At 42.1% G+C, this 17,157-nt stretch carries 15 protein-coding genes and 1 riboswitch; of the genes, 5 read left to right on the forward strand and 10 right to left on the reverse strand.

The genetic code is table 11. The annotated features are described in order from the left end of the window. Nucleotides 1-65 precede the first annotated feature (65 nt). On the forward strand, nucleotides 66-1,460 hold the full coding sequence (locus tag IEY48_RS13565; protein ID WP_188921195.1) for a magnesium transporter: 1,395 nt from the start codon (nucleotides 66-68) through the stop codon (nucleotides 1,458-1,460). A gap of 142 nt (nucleotides 1,461-1,602) precedes the next feature. Here IEY48_RS13565 and IEY48_RS13570 read toward each other — a convergent pair whose 3' ends face one another. The 8 genes from IEY48_RS13570 to IEY48_RS13605 all read right to left on the reverse strand — a co-directional run bounded on the left by IEY48_RS13570 (nucleotide 1,603) and on the right by IEY48_RS13605 (nucleotide 8,299). Then, complete coding sequence (locus tag IEY48_RS13570; protein ID WP_188921197.1) at nucleotides 1,603-1,764, reverse strand: small highly charged protein; 162 nt, start codon at nucleotides 1,762-1,764, stop codon at nucleotides 1,603-1,605. 312 nt (nucleotides 1,765-2,076) lie between these two features. Further along, nucleotides 2,077-2,511 carry a copper resistance protein NlpE gene (locus IEY48_RS13575; protein ID WP_188921199.1) on the reverse strand — a complete coding sequence of 145 codons (435 nt, stop codon included), beginning with the start codon at nucleotides 2,509-2,511 and terminating at the stop codon, nucleotides 2,077-2,079. A gap of 200 nt (nucleotides 2,512-2,711) precedes the next feature. Beyond that, nucleotides 2,712-3,839, reverse strand: coding sequence for a patatin-like phospholipase family protein (locus tag IEY48_RS13580; RefSeq protein ID WP_188921201.1), 1,128 nt, complete (start codon nucleotides 3,837-3,839; stop codon nucleotides 2,712-2,714). Between the two features lie 178 nt (nucleotides 3,840-4,017). After that, entirely contained in the window at nucleotides 4,018-5,733 is a 1,716-nt protein-coding gene (locus tag IEY48_RS13585; protein WP_188921203.1) for a proline--tRNA ligase, read from the reverse strand. 117 nt (nucleotides 5,734-5,850) lie between these two features. Then, the gene (locus IEY48_RS13590; RefSeq protein WP_188921205.1) at nucleotides 5,851-6,462 is read right to left on the reverse strand and encodes an acyltransferase; all 612 of its coding nucleotides are present in this window, start codon (nucleotides 6,460-6,462) and stop codon (nucleotides 5,851-5,853) included. A 4-nt stretch (nucleotides 6,463-6,466) separates the two neighbouring features. Then, on the reverse strand, nucleotides 6,467-7,246 hold the full coding sequence (gene tsaA / locus IEY48_RS13595) for a tRNA (N6-threonylcarbamoyladenosine(37)-N6)-methyltransferase TrmO (RefSeq protein ID WP_188921207.1): 780 nt from the start codon (nucleotides 7,244-7,246) through the stop codon (nucleotides 6,467-6,469). A 95-nt stretch (nucleotides 7,247-7,341) separates the two neighbouring features. Then, the gene (gene rcsF / locus IEY48_RS13600; RefSeq protein ID WP_188921209.1) at nucleotides 7,342-7,737 is read right to left on the reverse strand and encodes an Rcs stress response system protein RcsF; all 396 of its coding nucleotides are present in this window, start codon (nucleotides 7,735-7,737) and stop codon (nucleotides 7,342-7,344) included. A 151-nt stretch (nucleotides 7,738-7,888) separates the two neighbouring features. Next, the gene (locus IEY48_RS13605) at nucleotides 7,889-8,299 is read right to left on the reverse strand and encodes an H-NS histone family protein (protein WP_188921211.1); all 411 of its coding nucleotides are present in this window, start codon (nucleotides 8,297-8,299) and stop codon (nucleotides 7,889-7,891) included. 437 nt (nucleotides 8,300-8,736) lie between these two features. Between IEY48_RS13605 and IEY48_RS13610 the strand changes: the two genes are divergently transcribed. From IEY48_RS13610 to IEY48_RS13625, 4 genes are all read left to right on the forward strand, one after another. After that, a complete protein-coding gene (locus IEY48_RS13610; protein WP_188921213.1) occupies nucleotides 8,737-9,486 on the forward strand; it encodes an electron transfer flavoprotein subunit beta/FixA family protein in 750 nt (249 codons plus the stop codon). 1 nt (nucleotide 9,487) lies between these two features. Further along, nucleotides 9,488-10,411 carry an electron transfer flavoprotein subunit alpha/FixB family protein gene (locus tag IEY48_RS13615; RefSeq protein WP_188921215.1) on the forward strand — a complete coding sequence of 308 codons (924 nt, stop codon included), beginning with the start codon at nucleotides 9,488-9,490 and terminating at the stop codon, nucleotides 10,409-10,411. A gap of 317 nt (nucleotides 10,412-10,728) precedes the next feature. Continuing rightward, nucleotides 10,729-10,943: riboswitch (Lysine riboswitch) on the forward strand. Between the two features lie 79 nt (nucleotides 10,944-11,022). After that, nucleotides 11,023-12,582, forward strand: a complete 1,560-nt coding sequence (locus IEY48_RS13620; protein ID WP_188921223.1) for a Na+/H+ antiporter NhaC family protein — start codon at nucleotides 11,023-11,025, stop codon at nucleotides 12,580-12,582. A 145-nt stretch (nucleotides 12,583-12,727) separates the two neighbouring features. Continuing rightward, nucleotides 12,728-13,306 carry a thymidine kinase gene (locus IEY48_RS13625; protein WP_188921217.1) on the forward strand — a complete coding sequence of 193 codons (579 nt, stop codon included), beginning with the start codon at nucleotides 12,728-12,730 and terminating at the stop codon, nucleotides 13,304-13,306. 135 nt (nucleotides 13,307-13,441) lie between these two features. Here IEY48_RS13625 and IEY48_RS13630 read toward each other — a convergent pair whose 3' ends face one another. Next, nucleotides 13,442-15,232, reverse strand: a complete 1,791-nt coding sequence (locus IEY48_RS13630; protein ID WP_188921219.1) for an acyl-CoA dehydrogenase C-terminal domain-containing protein — start codon at nucleotides 15,230-15,232, stop codon at nucleotides 13,442-13,444. A 375-nt stretch (nucleotides 15,233-15,607) separates the two neighbouring features. Further along, complete coding sequence (locus IEY48_RS13635) at nucleotides 15,608-16,801, reverse strand: cation:proton antiporter (protein ID WP_188921221.1); 1,194 nt, start codon at nucleotides 16,799-16,801, stop codon at nucleotides 15,608-15,610. Between the last annotated feature and the right edge of the window lie 356 nt (nucleotides 16,802-17,157).

Raw genomic sequence — 17,157 nt, forward strand, 5'->3', positions numbered from 1 at the left:
GCTTATCAATAACAATTTCAATATAGTTTGCGCTTATTTGGCTATAGAGAATTAGGGGCGGGCTTATGAATGATTTAAAGAACGAACTTAACTCTGATGAAATCGACTTAAACTCATCCCCACAAGCTGATGTTAGTCAGGTGGTGCTTCAACTCACTGAAGTTGAAGGAGAAGAGCAGGCCGAAGTGTTTAGCGAAATCCTTATCGATGCTGAACCCGGCACCATCGCACTATTACTCGAATCGTTACCACTTGATGAACGTTATGAACGTTGGCAACAAGTTGACGTAGAAGAGCGTGTCGATGTCCTTAACTTAATGCGTGCAGATCCTCGTTTAGGCATTTTAAAGAAAATGCCCGACGAGGAACTGGATTTACTCTTTTCGCAATTAAGTCCAGAAGATCTCATTGAGTGGAGTGACTCGTTACCCGACAATATCACCGATCGTGCTTTGGCACAGATGGGTGAGCGTCAACGTAAACACTTTGAGCTATACGATCAATATACTGAAAATGAAATTGGTCGTTATGCTGATCACCAAATGCTAGCATTAAATCCAACCTCTACGGTGGCGCAAGGGCAGCGATTTTTTAGACGTATCGATTTAGATTGTAATGACCACTTATTTTTAGTGGACAACAATGATAAATATTTAGGTACAGTGCGTCGTTACGATGTATTTAAAACGGCCGACACAAACACTATTCTGCAATCATTAAAGTGGGATGACAGCCGTGTTATCTCCGCTGACTCGTCTTTGATTGAAGCCGCAGAGGCCATTGAGCACAGTCGTGAACTTGAATTGCCCGTGGTCGATGAAGAGGGCATTTTGATTGGCCGTATGACACTTCGTACTGCGACAGCTTTAGTGCGTGAACATTATGAAGCGCAGTTAATGGCAACAGCCGGTATGGATGAGCATGACGATTTATTTGCGCCGATTGTTGTAGGTGCCAAGCGCCGTGCGGTATGGCTAGGGATTAACTTACTCACGGCCTTTTTAGCGTCTGCTACGATTGGTATGTTTGAAAATGTATTATCTCAAGTGGTTGCATTGGCGGTGTTGATGCCTATTGTTGCTTCTATGGGGGGGATTGCCGGGAGTCAATCATTAACGCTGATGATCCGTGGTATGGCGATGGGTCAAATTACCGCGGGTAACGTGATGTCGTTAATGAAAAACGAACTGGGTATTGGCGCACTCAATGGCACCTTATGGGCCATAGTTATTGGGATCATTGCGGGCTGGTGGTTTGGAGACAATGTTATGGGGATCGTGATTGCCTGTGCGATTTTGATCAACATGGCAGTCGCCGCCATTGCTGGGGTCATGGTGCCAATGGTGTTACAGCGTTTTAACCAAGATGCTGCGTTATCGGGTTCTGTGATTTTAACTACGGTTACTGATGTTGTTGGTTTTTTCACTTTTTTAGGTTTGGCTTCAATACTTTACCTATAAAAATTTGGTTTAAAACCCAATTAACCATAACATGTGTTTTGATATAAAGATGGTCTTGAATTACTCAAGGCCATTTTTTTGCAACAAAAAAGCAAGTTGCGAGCAACTTGCTTTTTAAACTTGATGAGAAAACCTTATTAGTTTATTTCCACTTAGCAGGTGCAAACTCCACTTCAGCGTTATCGTCAAAGTAACGGCGTTTAATATCACGACGACGTTGTTTTACTTTTTTCGATTTTGGTTTTCCCTTGATGTTATCGCCCCATGGCGCATCATCTTCATCAAATTCAAATGAGTGTGACATTTTCAACATTCCAGATAACTGTACCGCTGTTGGTACAACTTCTTTTTACCTAAAGTTAATAATAAGCTAAAGCAAAATATTTCATATTTCACGGTAAAAATTATTGCACGTTGTAATGACATTGATATGACAGCTCAATTTAGGCCTTAGTATTTAATTCTTGTTCGTGTTGAAATTGTTTAAGGCACAAAGAAAGCTGTTGTTGCCATGGTTTAGTGACTGTCGAGTGAGACTTTAGCGCCTTTACCGCGCAGCATGCGGGGTGCCGCTGAAAGTTGTTCTTATGAAATGAGATTAAAGCCGAGTTTATCTTTAGTATTGCTCTGGTGGATTGTTTTTTAGATGTTCTTTAGTTGTTATTTTGTTTACTCGATATCGTTCGGCATCGGGCCCGGTAATTCGGTTAAATTGAACATCGAGTAGGTATAAATGTTCGGAGTAAACTTGATAAATATGGCCTCGGTCTAAAATGATGATATTACCTGTGTTATCCCACTTAAAGGTGCCGTTACCGCTATATGGATGCGGGTCACTGCCTAGTCTAACTGTGTGAATAATATAATGATTTGGTAATATCAGCTCTATTGTGGTGTCCATGCCATCACAGCTAGGGCAAGGAAAGACGCCGTGATATATCCCTTGCCACTGCAACGTATTTCTACTGCTGGTGGCAATATCTTCAACTGATGGGGCTGGTTGGCCGCATCCTAGTAATAACAAAATCACTATAAACGATACATTTTTCATCTAAATTCCCTTTAGATATAAAATTGTCGTGACGATTAGGGGTTACGTTCCAATGCAGTTTATTGTTTTTACACTGTCATGATAAATTGCACTTTGTATTACCCATAGCCTAGGTAGGACTGATAGTGTTTTCAAACTCTAATCTAATAGATAGAGTTAAGCACAACTTTAGTTATATCACATATATTAAATCTGAGTAGTTATACTTTAGTTTGGATATTGAAGAATTGTTTAATTTCATCTATTTGTGCCATAGCATCTTGGTAACCTAAATCGATTAATGTTGTTGTATAGCTTTTTTCAAAGAGTAAATAGGACACGATACTTGAGTCTGATTGTCTATTAATGCCAAAAAACTTTAACAGGGTTTTGATTGCAAAAGGCATGTCGTCATAAAACCGTGCGGCAATACGGCTTAAATCTTGACTGGGTTTAATCACTAATGTGTCGATATGACGTAAATTTAATGAGTCTCTGTCTTCAGGGGTGATTTTAGATAATGTGTTATTGACTCGTTGCAGCCGCTCTAAATCACTATTTAAGGTGTCAGAGAAAATAGTATCGAGTAAGTGACCCACAATTGTGGCTGTTTTTGGATGGTATTCAAACTCAATGGGAAAGTGTTTGTGCGGACTATCTAAATTAATCACAAATATTTTGCTAGCCCCTAAATGTATTGGGCTAGAAAGTGGAGACAATTGATGTACAGACCCGTCACCATAATAAGCTTGGTTTAACTTAATCGATGGAAATACCATGGGAATGGCTGAACTGGCGAGTAAGTGCTCAGTATTAAGATGGCTACGTGAGCCAATTCTTCTTGCGCGTTGCCAATCTTCAATGTATTGATTACCTTGATAAAAGCTGTATGAGCGTGAGTTGTTGTAGCATGAGGCATCAATGCTGATTGCTTTTAGTGCATTATGGCTAATGTTGCGGTCAATTCGTTCAAAATCGATAAGATTATTAAGCAAGTTTCTTAACGGTTGGTTATCAAGCAGGCTACCCGCATCGGTATTGACTTTATCATCTTGTAAGCCTTTGATTGCCATTCTGCCTAAGTGCCTCAGCACTTTCGGTATTTGGGTATGATAAACTTTGCTTGTTTCAAAATGGCGCCACACCCAATCAAGCTTTTTGACCCCTAAATGAAAACAAGAGGCATGGGTTGCTAAAGAGGTTGCATTAATGGCCCCAGCAGAAGTGCCGCAGATGATATCGAATGGAACATGATGGTTGCGTGGGTAAAATTGCACTAACGCCTTAAGCACACCAATTTGATATGCCGCTCTAGCGCCACCTCCACCTAAAACTAATGCTGTAGACACTGGTAATCTATATCCTTTGTGCGTAGATAAGAAACCATACTAGTATGAATTCTTTTTTTATGACACACCAGTGGGAAGGTCATTAACTCTCTCATAATATGAAAACTTATACGGTGCCCAATAAAAAACGCACTATAAAGTGCGTTTTTTGGGACTTTGGTGACAGCGCTAAATTGAGTTAACCTTTAGCTGCCGTTGTTAAAAATTCAACAATCTGGTCGAATGGGATATCTTGTTTTTCACCGGTACGGCGGTTTTTATATTCAAATACCCCAGCATCGATATTACGATCACCAATGACCACAACATGCGGTAAACCCACTAACTCCATATCAGCAAACATCACGCCAGGACGTTCTTTACGATCATCCATTAGCACTTCAACACCAGCTTCAGCTAAGTCTTGATATAGTTTTTCAGCAATGTCGGCAACGCGATGAGATTTGTGCATGTTCATCGGTAAAATACCGACTGTGAACGGCGCAATCGCTTCTGGCCAAATAATGCCTCGGTCATCGTTGTTTTGCTCAATCGCGGCAGCGACAATACGGCTCACACCGACACCATAACAACCCATCAATAACACCTGAGCTTTACCGTTTTCATCTAACACAGTGGCATTCATGGCTTCTGAATAGTTGGTGCCAAGCTGGAAGATATGACCCACTTCAATGCCACGCGCCATAGCATAAGTGCCTTGGCCGTCAGGTGTAGGTTCACCCTCTACAACATTACGAATGTCTGCAGCAGTCGCTAATGGTAAGTCACGTTCCCAGTTAATGCCGAAATAGTGCTTATCTTCTGTGTTAGCACCAGCGGCAAAGTCGCTCATTACTGCAACGCTATGATCGATAATAATTGGCATATTTAGGCCAACAGGGCCTAATGAGCCAGGGCCAGCACCCACAGCATCACGAATTTCAGCTTCTGATGCAAACTCGAGTGGTGAGGCAACAAGGGCAACTTTTTCAGCTTTGATTTCGTTTAGCTCATGATCGCCACGCACAACCACAGCCACTAAAGGCGCGTCTTCGGTTGCGCCCTTAACGATTAATGTTTTAACGGTTTGGGTAATCGCAACATCAAATTGTTCGACTAATTCGGCAATGGTTTTTGCATTAGGGGTATCCACTAACGTCATCTCTTGCGTTGCAGCTGCACGAGTTTGCGTTGGGATTGGCGCTTCAGCTTTTTCAATATTAGCGGCGTAATCACTGCCTGTTGAGTAAGCAATTAAATCTTCACCACTGTTTGCTAATACATGGAACTCATGCGACATGCTGCCACCAATTGAGCCAGTGTCTGCAAGAACAGGGCGGAACTCTAAACCCATGCGAGTTAGAATATTGCTGTATGCGGTATGCATCGCATGATAAGTGCTGTCCATGGTTTCTTGATCTAAATGGAAAGAATAGGCATCTTTCATTAAGAATTCACGTGCGCGCATCACACCAAAGCGTGGACGAACTTCGTCACGGAATTTGGTTTGTACTTGATAAAGCGTCAGCGGTAACTGTTTGTATGAGCTAAGTTCTTTACGCACTAAGTCAGTGATCACTTCTTCGTGGGTTGGTCCCAATACGAAGTCACGATTATGGCGGTCTTGAAAACGCAGTAATTCAGGCCCAAACTTTTCCCAACGGCCGGTTTCAACCCACAAGTCTGCCGGTTGAACCAATGGCATAAGAATTTCAATGGCACCTGTTTTGTTCATTTCTTCACGAACAATGGCTTCTACTTTACGCAAAACACGTAACCCAGAGGGCAACCAGCTGTAAAGACCTGATGCGTTACGACGGATCATACCCGCGCGAAGCATTAACTGATGACTAATCACCTCTGCGTTTGCAGGGGTTTCTTTTTGTGTTGAAAGCAGGTACTTACTAACTCGCATTACCAATGTCCAAAATAGTAGCTATGAATGAGCGTCATTTTAGCACCTGCATCAATGATGTCACCTGCTAATTCGGTTCAAAATAAGGCTTTAGAGACTTTAATTGCACCGCGGGACTTATTTATCTCGTCTATCACCGATGACTCGAGCAGGATTCCCTGCAACAATGGCATATTCCGCTACATTTTTGGTGACAATGCAACCCATGCCGATAACGGCATGGTTGCCAATGGTGACACCGTCAACAATCCCTGCCTGTGCACCAACCCAAACATCCTCTCCAATAACCACCCCTTTAGAGTGTGAAGCTTGTTGATATATCGGAGTATCAGGTGACATGCCATGATTAAACGCGTAGATAGTGACGTTATTGGCGATACGCGTTTGATGACCAATGTGTATACCATGACGACCGCCATCTAAGCTACAACCGTGATTTATAGCCACTTCATTGCCGAGTGTAATAGGGCCATGCATAAATACATCGGCACTGATCATACATTGATTACCCATGGTGATATCTCGGCCTGGTTCGGCAAACAATTGCGCCTGCGGAGCGATGAAACACTGCTCACCGATGTGAATAGTCTCAAGAAGGCAAAGTTGTTGTTGAATGTCATCTTGCCAGGGTTTTGCCCATTGCAGGTGTTTAGGCTTGAGAGAGAAATACAGCCAAGGCATCCAAGATAGTCGTTTTTTGTGCTGAGTTTGGTAATCGATTTCAGCCATTAAACTAATCCTTTAGCAGTGCAACTGAAGTGGGCTTTAGATCTAACACTTCAATGACGTTATCAGTAACGTGCCAAAAGATGTCTAAATCGTATAACGCAACCTGATATAGCTTAGGGTCATCCTTGGCTTTTTTATAAGCTGGGCGAGGGTCTTGTGATAATACTCCACTAATAAGCTCGGCTAAGCCTTGATAGTGTTCTTGAACTTGATATTGGGCGATTTTTTCAGCTGCCAGTTTTGTGTATTTCACCGGTATCAGTATGGGTGCATCTTGGGCGATACCGCCTTTAGCATCGGTAATGGCATCAGAGAAAGGGACATAGGGTTTAATATCAATAATGGGAGTGCCGTCTAATAAATCCATCCCTGAGATCTTTAAACAGACTTTACCGTGGCGTTGCACAACACCATGTAGTTTGACCACAGACTGACCAATACCGTTAGGTCTAAATGTTGAACGTGTAGCAAATACGCCTAGTTTTTCATTACCACCTAGACGAGGCGGGCGCACTGTGGTTTTCCAGCCTTGAGATAGGTTTTCATGAAAACAAAAAAGCAACCATAAATGCGAATATTGTTCGATGCCTCTGACTGCATCGATATGATTAAATGCTGGCTCAAATTCAATATACCCAGTTGCATTAACAAGTCCAGGTTGGCGCGGAATACCAAATTTTTGCTTGTAAGGGGTTCTGCAAATGGCGACCGCGTTTATTGTGTTGGTAAAAGACGCGTTAAGTGCAGGTTTTTCGTTATGAGTTTGAGCGGCATCTTGAGTCATGCAATACCTGAAAGAAGCTAACCAAAATTAAGAGAAGTCAATAATAACAGATGGGCCAAGTGTATGACTCACCTGTTTGGTAATCGGTTTAATGGTTATTTGTTTTCTGCGGTTTTAATGGCTTGGCCAACACAAAGTGTACGACTGTAGCAACTGTTGTCTGGCTCGTTAATCATAAAGCAGCTTTTAACCACAAATCCATTCGCACCTATGTCTGCTGCCGCACGTCTGGCATTACTGCGCGCATCAGACATGTGAGGAGGGGCATCTTTTTCAGTTTCTTGGCAAGCTTCACCTTCTACTAAACCTAATACTTCAAAGTTACCTGTAGGTTGCACATCGCCGTCGTACAACACCACATCACCGACTTTAAAGTATTCATTAATGGCTTTGCCGTCTAAATTACTCTTGAATACATAATCATTGGCACAAGCGCTCAATAATAGCGCAATACTTGAAACAACCCATGCTTGTTTAACTGAAAAAGTCATAGCCGTAGCCTTTATTTAAATAAGTAATAATCTGCCGTTTAAGTTTACCTTTTATGGTGGCGATGATAAAGCATTCAAATAACATAAAAAAAGGGCTTACCTAAGTAAGCCCTTTGTTATTAATGTTTTACTACTTTGTTGCCAAGTTTTGTTATTCCATACCAGGAATTAAAAATTGGTCCATGCTTTTACCGCTATCAACTTCTTTTTTGAATACCGTTGGCATGCGGCCTTGACCAGTCCATTGGATTAATTCACCGTCAACAGTGATTTGATATTTTGGTGGACGCGGTGCGCGTTTTGTCTTTGTTGCTTTAGGTGCAGATGTCACGTCACCTAAATCTTCAATAGATAAACCACTGTTTTCGATTTGAGCTAGAATTTCAGCAATGCGAGCATTACGTTCAGCATTTGCTTCAAGTTCTAATTTTTCTTCCTCTTCGCGGTCAGCAATAATTTTTTCTAACTTAGCTGCCGTGTCTCGTAAATCATCAAGAGATAATTCCTTTACTGCAGCTTTAAAGCGACGACCGTGGGTTAAAATATCTAAAAAGTCACTCATGTTGTTTAGTTTCCTAATGATTTTTTTTCATAAAATGAAAAGTGATAAAAGTTAAAATGTCCAACGTACAAGGTCAATTTCAGTATTGCATGTGGTTTATTTAGGTCGTTATTATATATTTTTATGAGATTTAATCTCAGTAGAATACCAATATAGCTTTAATTAATACTGAATATAAGTGTAATAATAGAAACTATTGCGCAATGGATCAAATTAAATTAACGATATAATAGATTATTTTAAATAATTGAGCGTATATTTCGTTATCTGCTTTATGACATGTTTAGTTAAATTGCCACAAACAAAGCTAAAAAAATCTAAACAAGCGTTTGAATGTGATTGACGTTAACGTTAACAGGCCGTAAAGTGAACCCATCTTGCATTGGCTATAGCCAGTGTGTTGTCCACATACATTGAAGGTGTAGGAAGGAAAACCTATGAAAGTATTGGTACCTGTTAAACGCGTAGTCGATGCCAATGTGAAAGTCAGGGTAAAAGCTGATAACACAAATGTTGATACGACAAACCTTAAAATGGCATTAAACCCATTTTGTGAGATTGCAGTAGAAGAAGCCGTTCGTTTAAAAGAAGCTGGCATCGCGACTGAAGTTGTTGTGGTGAGTGTGGGCGCTAAAGCGGTGCAAGAGCAATTAAGAACCGCGATGGCATTGGGGGCCGACCGCGCAATACATATCGATACCGACGAGGATTTAGTTCCGTTGTCGATTGCCAAGCTGTTAAAAGCGGTACAAGAAAAAGAGCAAGCACAACTGATTCTGTTTGGTAAGCAATCCATTGATGGTGATAACAACCAAACCGGCCAAATGCTTGCGGCATTAACCGATATGCCACAAGCAACATTTGCTTCAGAAGTGAAGTTAGATGGTGACAAGGCAACGGTAACACGTGAAATCGATGGTGGTTTACAAACGTTAAGCATGCCTTTACCGGCTATTGTTACCGTTGATTTACGCTTAAATGAGCCACGTTATGCATCATTGCCAAATATTATGAAAGCGAAACGTAAACCACTCGAAACCTTAGCGGTAGCCGATTTAGGTGTGAGCTTAAAAGCGCATCAAACCGTGTTAAAAGTGACTCCACCTGTGGATCGTAAAGCGGGCATTTTAGTGTCTTCAGTTGAAGAATTGGTTGAGAAGTTAAAAAACGAAGCGAAGGTGATCTAATATGGCCATTTTAGTATTAGCAGAACACGATAACGTCAGCTTAAAAACTGATACGGCAAAAGTGGTCAGTGCAGCAACGGCCATTGGTGGTGATGTACATGTATTGGTTGCCGGTCATGATTGCGCTGTGGCGGTAACTGCCGCACAAAGCTTAGCGGGTGTGAGTAAAGTGTTGGTTGCGGATAGCGCAGAATATAGCGCGCAATTGGCTGAAAATGTATCAAAATTAGTTGTTGAACTTGCCGCTGATTATGATCATGTATTGGCAGCGGCGACCAGCGTAGGTAAAGATACTTTACCGCGCGTTGCTGCATTATTAGATGTATCACAAATTTCTGAAGTCATTGAAGTGGTGAGTAGCGATACTTTTGTTCGTCCAATTTATGCGGGTAACGCATTGGCAACAGTGCAAAGTTTAGATGCTAAAAAAGTCATGACAGTGCGCTCTAGTGCATTTGATGCTGCTGCTTCAACCGGCAGCGCAGAAGTCGTTAACCTTACTCAGGCTATTGCTGCGCGCACAGAGTTTGTATCGCAAGCGTTAACTGAATCGGCTCGTCCAGAGCTGGGTAATGCTGGTATTATCGTATCAGGCGGCCGTGGTATGGGCAGTGGTGAGAACTTTGCTATTTTAGAACAGCTTGCCGATAAGTTAGGCGCTGCAGTGGGTGCATCTCGCGCGGCTGTTGATGCTGGCTTTGTACCTAACGATTTACAAGTCGGTCAAACGGGTAAAATCGTTGCGCCAGACTTGTACATTGCAGTCGGTATTTCTGGTGCTATTCAGCATCTTGCCGGTATGAAAGATTCAAAAGTGATTGTGGCTATTAACAAAGATCCTGAAGCACCGATATTCCAGGTGGCTGACTATGGTCTAGTGGCTGATTTATTTGAGGCAGTCCCTGCACTAAACGGCCTAGTTTAAGGGGACGAGGGTTGTCTTGAAGGTCAAAACCTTTTGGATAGTCTGTTCACCTATTTAAAGGTTTCTACTTTATTTAAGTAGAAACCTTTTTTATTGCTCATTTTGCAACGAATACCAATCCGTAATAGATCAGTTGCTGGTTTTGTACTCAGAGTCTTAGTGTCTATTTGATTTAAAAACGTTAAACTAATGCTATATACTTGTGGTTAACGTGGTGCTTTTGTTATTGAGACAGCATTTTTGCGTTTTTTTACTAGCACTGTATGACCCATTTATGATTTTATATTGGCGCTTTTTGTAATGTGGTTCTTACAACAAGCAAAAGTAGAGGTGCATTGCATAAGAGTCGTGTTGAATTGGGTGATTCCGATAATTCAGCATAAAAGGATGCAATGCCGAAATAAATGAGTTGATCAACCTCATTTGTTGGGGCAGTTCTCGAAAGGGACTGCACTGTCATAGTGTTTTTATCGACATGATAAAAAATGATATTCATATTAAATGGGTATAACTGTGGAGTGCTACTAGTAATGTTAATGCATACACTTTCTGTGTATGTTTAGCCTTATTTCTAGTTTTTCTCCATTCGTATCCCACGAAGAAATAATTAAATTATGATAATAAGTTATGCCGATTCGGCACTGTCTGTTTTGCCACCTGTTGTGGCGATTACACTGGCCATATTAACCCGTAAAGTCCTGCTTTCTTTAGGGGTAGGCATTATTTTTGGTGCGTTATTACTGACTGATTTTTCATTGCTTAGCAGTGGTGAATATATTGCGACAACGGTGAGTCAGTTAGTGTGGAAAGATGCAGCATTGAATAGTTGGAACGTCTACATTTTAGGCTTTTTAATTGTATTAGGGATGATCACTGCATTAATTACCGTGAGTGGTTCTGCCCGTGCGTTTGCTGATTGGGCTAAATTGCGTATTCGCAATAAGCGCGACGCTAAGTTAATGACCATGTTTTTGGGCTGTGTGGTGTTTATTGACGATTACTTTAACAGTTTAGTGGTTGGTTCAATTTCTCGCCCTATCACTGATCGTTATCATGTTTCTCGCGCAAAACTTGCCTATATTCTTGATTCGACCGCAGCGCCAATATGCGTTATCTCTCCGGTTTCTAGCTGGGGCGCTTACATTATTGCATTAATCGGCGGTATTTTAACGGCGCACGGTTTTGCTGATACAGGTCATTTGAGTGTGTTTATACAAATGATCCCAATGAACTTTTACGCACTTATTTCGTTATTGTTACTTTTATGCGTGGCAACATTTAGCTTAGACGTTGGGCCTTTACGTCAGCATGAGTTAAATGCGCTTCGTGGCGATTTATTTGACGAATCTAAAGGCCAACCGCCAGGGGCGACAGCTGACTTGCCTGAAGCCGATACAGGTAAAGTGATTGGTTTATTCTTACCTATCGCGATATTAGTGTTTGCGACTGTGTATTTTATGGTGTCTAGCGGTGCAGATGCATTAGCGTCAAGTGAGTTACCTTTTAGTGTATTAGGTGCATTTGAAAATACCGATGTCAGCTCATCACTCTTTTTTGGTTCTATTGTGGGCTTTATTGCTACTGTAGTACTTGCTATTAAGCAGAAAGTGGCATGGTCGATGTTATTACAGGGCATGCGAGTTGGTGCACTTTCAATGTTACCAGCGGTCTATATCTTATTGTTTGCTTGGACGATTGCAGGTGTGATTGGCGAGCTTGAAACCGGTAAATATATGGCGAGCTTAGCCACCGATAATATTCCTTTTGCACTATTACCCGCAGGGTTATTTTTATTAGCGGGCGTAACGGCATTTTCAACTGGGACCAGTTGGGGGACCTTTGGAATTATGCTACCCATTGCCGCAGATATGGCCATGGGCAGTGACAGCACCATGATGTTACCTATGTTGGCCGCTGTGTTGTCTGGCGCGGTATTTGGCGATCATTGCTCGCCGATATCGGACACCACTATCTTGTCATCAACGGGGGCGAGTTGTCATCATATTGACCATGTTGTGACACAATTACCTTATGCGCTCATCGCTGCGACTATCAGCCTAGTAGGTTATACTGTTTTAGGGTATACCGCATCGCTAGTGGCAGGACTGATAAGTTGTGCGGTGTTGTTTGTGTTGAGTATTGTGATACTGCATTTTTGGGCTAAAAAGTAATCTCAAGCTTAGAGTCAAACCTCATAAACGTTGCGTATAAAAAAATGCCGTATTCATAACGAATACGGCATTTTTGTTTGTTGTTAGCATGTTAAACCAGTTACTATAAGCCGCATAAATTGACCAACGATTAGGACACTAAATTTTGGCGCAACTGTACTTTTATTATTCGGCGATGAATGCCGGTAAATCGACTTCATTGCTGCAGTCTTCTTATAATTACCGTGAGCGCGGGATGCATACCCTAGTGATGACGGCGTCGATAGACAATCGTTATGGTGTCGGCAAAGTGTCATCCCGTATTGGTATTGAAACAGATGCGCAGGTATTTGGTAGTAATGATAATTTAATTGAACTTATTTCGACTTCTCATGATGAGAAAAAAATCCATTGCGTACTGGTCGATGAAAGTCAGTTTTTGAGTAAAGAGCAAGTGCGTCAGTTAACACATGTGGTCGATAATATGGATATTCCCGTGTTGTGTTATGGGCTGCGTAATGACTTCCAAGGTGAACTGTTTCCCGGTAGCCAATATCTATTAGCCTGGGCAGACAAATTAGTAGAGCTTAAAACGATTTGTCATTGTGGCCGTAAAGCAAACATGGTGGTAAGACTAGACCATGAAGGTAAGCCTATGCGCGAAGGTGAGCAGGTTGCCATTGGCGGGAATGAAAGCTACGAGTCAGTTTGCCGTAAGCATTTTCGTGAGTTTTTGTGGGATTAAGGCTAAGCTGTCATTTGCTGTGTAATGTAGGTAAATAAATAACCCGAGTTCAGGTTAAATACTAAAAAGCCGCCTCAACTTAGTGAGGCGGCTTTTTTGTGTGTCACTATTTATTGAAATCGGCTTCGGCGAATATTAAAAATCGGCGTCTGTGAAATCGACAATATCAGCACTACTAGATTCAATTTGTTTGCGTAAGCTACGAGTTTGGCTCCCCCAATAACTCATAAAGAACTGTGCTGTTTTAAGTTTAGCTTGGTAAAAGCTTGTCTCTTCAGTACCGGCTTCTATCGCTGCTAATGACGTTGCAGCAACACGAGTCCACATCCAGGCAAGGGCACAAATACCGAATAACTGCATATAAGCCATTGATGCCGCGCCAATTAAGTCGGGGTTTTTACTGGCTGATTGCACAATAAATCCGGTGGCTTTTTCAAGATCGCCCGCCGCATCCATTAACCCAGCAAGATAAGGTTTCATTGCATCATTAGCAGCATGTTGCTGTACGAGCTCTTTGACCATGCCAGACCATAGCGTTAATGCAGCGCCTTTGTCTGCCAGTAATTTACGGCCAACTAAATCAAGTGCTTGTACACCGTTAGTGCCTTCATAAATCATCGCGATACGAATATCACGAACAAACTGCTCCATACCCCATTCGTTAATATAACCATGGCCGCCATACACTTGTTGCGCATCTACGCAGGCTTTAAAGCCCTGGTCGGTAACAAACCCTTTAACAATGGGAGTGAATAGCGCGGCAAGTGCAGAGGCTTGTTTCGCTTTAGCAGGATCGGTATGACGCTCTGCTTCATCAAGCCATAATGCTTGTTGGCCCATTAGCGCGCGAGTCCCTTCATTGAACGACTTTTGTGACAACAGCATACGGCGAACATCACCATGCACAAGCAATGAGTCAGCGGCTTGGTCTGGTTGTTTAACCCCACTTAAAGCCCGGCCTTGGATACGTTCTTTGGCATAAACTAAGGCATTTTGGTATGCAATGTCTGACACGCCTAAGCCTTGAATACCAACACCTAAACGCGCTTGGTTCATCATGGTAAACATGGCTTTTAGGCCTTGATGTGGCGCGCCAACGAGTTCACCTATTGCACCATCAAAATGCATCACACAGGTCGAGTTACCGTGAATGCCCATTTTGTGCTCTAAACCGGTAGCACTTAATGTGTTGGCTTCACCTAAGCTGCCATCGGCATTGACTAAAAACTTAGGTACGGCAAATAACGAAATCCCTTTTACGCCTTCAGGTGCATCGGGTAGGCGAGCTAATACTAAGTGAATGATATTGTCGGCTAAGTCATGATCGCCAGATGAAATGAAGATTTTTTCTCCGCTAATGGCATAGACATTATCAGCCACAGAAACGGCTTTTGTACGCAGTAACGCTAAATCAGTCCCGGCATGAGACTCAGTTAAGTTCATGGTGCCAGTCCATTCACCGCTCACCAATTTGGCGAGGTACTTTTGTTTAAGCGCATCGCTACCATGTACATGAATTGCTGAATATGCACCATGGGTTAACCCAGGGTACATTGCAAATGCCATGTTAGTGGCTGTTTTCATTTCGGTCGCAAATGTACCAATAACCTCAGGTAAGCCTTGGCCGCCAAATTCAGGGTCGCATGTTAATGTGGCCCAACCATCTTCAACATATTGTTTGTAAGCTTGCTTAAAGCCTTTGGGTGTAATAACTTTTCCGTCAACCAGTTTACAGCCCTCTAAATCACCGCTGGCATTGAGTGGCAGCATAATGTCGGTGGTAAAGTCTGCAACGCCTTGCAAAATCGCGTCAGTGAGATCGGCATCTATTTCATCAAAACCACGTAAATCAGTTTGTTGATAGATGTTCAGCAATTCAGACAAAATGAATTGGTAATCACGCAGAGGAGCTTGGTAAATAGGCATAAGTCATTCCTTGGTTGGTTATTGCTTTTACGGTTTGAGTGACCGAGGTCATCGTCACTGGTCCGATGTTTGTTTTGTTAGTCACCTAACATACCCAATTTCGAGTAAAAACTCAGTATTATTTTTACGTAAGCGTAAACTTATTTATTAAGCGTTAATGTCACGATGAATTGACTGTGAACATTGATACCCATAGTTAGTTGTAAAAGATCATATGTATGTGAAAACAAAATGGGTTAAGTCATGTTTATTGATAACTTAAATGCGCCATAAAATAAGTGCGCAAGTTGGCTTATAAACCGAGGGGAGATACTGCAGATAAAAATGATGTCATTTAGATAAAGCACTGCAATATATTCTTAAATAACGGCGGTATTACTTGGATTGTCGACGTAAGGTCAATTTTAACATTAGCGGCCCAATAAGTGTCGTTAAGGCTATTACCATGACTAAAATCGCAAATTCTTTCGGGTGAATAACCCCAAGCTGGCGGCCCATTTCTGCAAATACGAGTCCTACCTCACCACGGGGAACCATTGCCGAACCGACAATACACCTTTCTTGCCAATCGGAGCTGGCAGTGAGTCCTGCAACAAACTTGGCCGCAACAGCAATTAACGTTAATCCCAACAATAATAGCATCCCCATTAAGCTTAAATCTAACTGACTAATATCAAGACTAATTCCCACATAGACAAAAAAGATAGGGCTGAATAATTGCACTAAGGGTTTGGCTGATTCTTCAAGTTTATGGGTAAAAGCAAAAGGGTTTTTGAGATATCGATTAAAGGGTGAGGTGAATTGTCTTGATAAGCCCATGCCTACAGCAAAGCCGCCTAAAATGGCCGGCGTGCCAAACCAGTGGGCTAACCAGGCAAATAGACAAATTAATGTCATAACGACCATGACTTCATAGCCCGGAATACTGGCTTTAAGGTGCAACCATCGAGTGAAATAAATAATGCTTCTCACTAACGGCGGGCTTAGCACAATAAATGCTGCAATCATGGCAAATAGCAGCAAGGTTGAGCTAATTGAAAACTCGCCTGATGAGGAAAAATTAAACAGCACGCTTAATAAAATCACCCCGACGATATCGTCGATAACGGCAGCGCCAAGAATGATATGCCCAGCAACACTTTGCGTTTGATTATTTAAGCTTAATACTCGCATTGAAATGCCAATGCTGGTGGCCGTGAGGGCGCAGCCAAAAAATAGTGCGGTAAAGGGAGGGATAGAAAGCCAATACATGCTGGCAACACCGCAAGCCAATAACGGAATACCAATACCTAATAACGCGACACGCATTGCTTTACGGCCAGAATGTGCCAAACGTTTGATTGAGGTTTCACAGCCGATATCAAACAGCAGTAATATTACACCTAGTTCGGCAATAATGGCTAAGGTGCTGTGCGGGGTCACCCAATTGAACAATGACGGGCCAATAACAATCCCCGCGGTGACTTCTCCCACCACGCTCGGAAATCCTAATTTAGCACTCAACTCACCTAATAAGCGGCCCGCAACAAGCATGGCGAAGAGTGACAGGACAAAGCTATCAATTGCCATCAAATTTCCTCTGAGTAGGGCAATATCTATTTGATTGCTTTGATCTAACAAAGTTGATGTTGATCAATTATTGTATCGATACTTATGGATAAAGTTACGCTATTGGCTAAGCTAAAGATAGTTGTTAGCTCACGTTTTATTGAGAATGTTATTGCGTATGTTGCAGTCGTTAATGTTGAGGTTATGGGGGCTGTTTCTGTTATATCGCGACGATATTGATATGCGAAAAATATATACCCAATCAACTTGAAGATCCGTGTTTCAGAGCTTCACCGTGTTTTCAATACTAGGCGCGTTAATGCGGTAATGTAGGTACCTTATAAATTAGCGCAACAACGTAGTGGGAACACGGTGAA

It is taken from the genome of Shewanella saliphila (assembly GCF_014648295.1).
GTDB classification, from domain to species: Bacteria; Pseudomonadota; Gammaproteobacteria; order Enterobacterales; family Shewanellaceae; genus Shewanella; species Shewanella saliphila.

What these genes read in the sequence shown, in the direction of transcription:
- IEY48_RS13605 (WP_188921211.1), bottom strand. Translation starts at nt 8,299, where the DNA reads ATGAGTGACTTTTTAGATATTTTAACCCACGGTCGTCGCTTTAAAGCT.
- IEY48_RS13630 (WP_188921219.1), bottom strand. Translation starts at nt 15,232, where the DNA reads ATGCCTATTTACCAAGCTCCTCTGCGTGATTACCAATTCATTTTGTCT.
- IEY48_RS13590 (WP_188921205.1), bottom strand. Translation starts at nt 6,462, where the DNA reads ATGGCTGAAATCGATTACCAAACTCAGCACAAAAAACGACTATCTTGG.
- IEY48_RS13570 (WP_188921197.1), bottom strand. Translation starts at nt 1,764, where the DNA reads ATGTCACACTCATTTGAATTTGATGAAGATGATGCGCCATGGGGCGAT.
- IEY48_RS13610 (WP_188921213.1), top strand. Translation starts at nt 8,737, where the DNA reads ATGAAAGTATTGGTACCTGTTAAACGCGTAGTCGATGCCAATGTGAAA.
- IEY48_RS13635 (WP_188921221.1), bottom strand. Translation starts at nt 16,801, where the DNA reads ATGGCAATTGATAGCTTTGTCCTGTCACTCTTCGCCATGCTTGTTGCG.
- IEY48_RS13575 (WP_188921199.1), bottom strand. Translation starts at nt 2,511, where the DNA reads ATGAAAAATGTATCGTTTATAGTGATTTTGTTATTACTAGGATGCGGC.
- IEY48_RS13565 (WP_188921195.1), top strand. Translation starts at nt 66, where the DNA reads ATGAATGATTTAAAGAACGAACTTAACTCTGATGAAATCGACTTAAAC.
- IEY48_RS13585 (WP_188921203.1), bottom strand. Translation starts at nt 5,733, where the DNA reads ATGCGAGTTAGTAAGTACCTGCTTTCAACACAAAAAGAAACCCCTGCA.
- IEY48_RS13615 (WP_188921215.1), top strand. Translation starts at nt 9,488, where the DNA reads ATGGCCATTTTAGTATTAGCAGAACACGATAACGTCAGCTTAAAAACT.
- rcsF (WP_188921209.1), bottom strand. Translation starts at nt 7,737, where the DNA reads ATGACTTTTTCAGTTAAACAAGCATGGGTTGTTTCAAGTATTGCGCTA.
- tsaA (WP_188921207.1), bottom strand. Translation starts at nt 7,246, where the DNA reads ATGACTCAAGATGCCGCTCAAACTCATAACGAAAAACCTGCACTTAAC.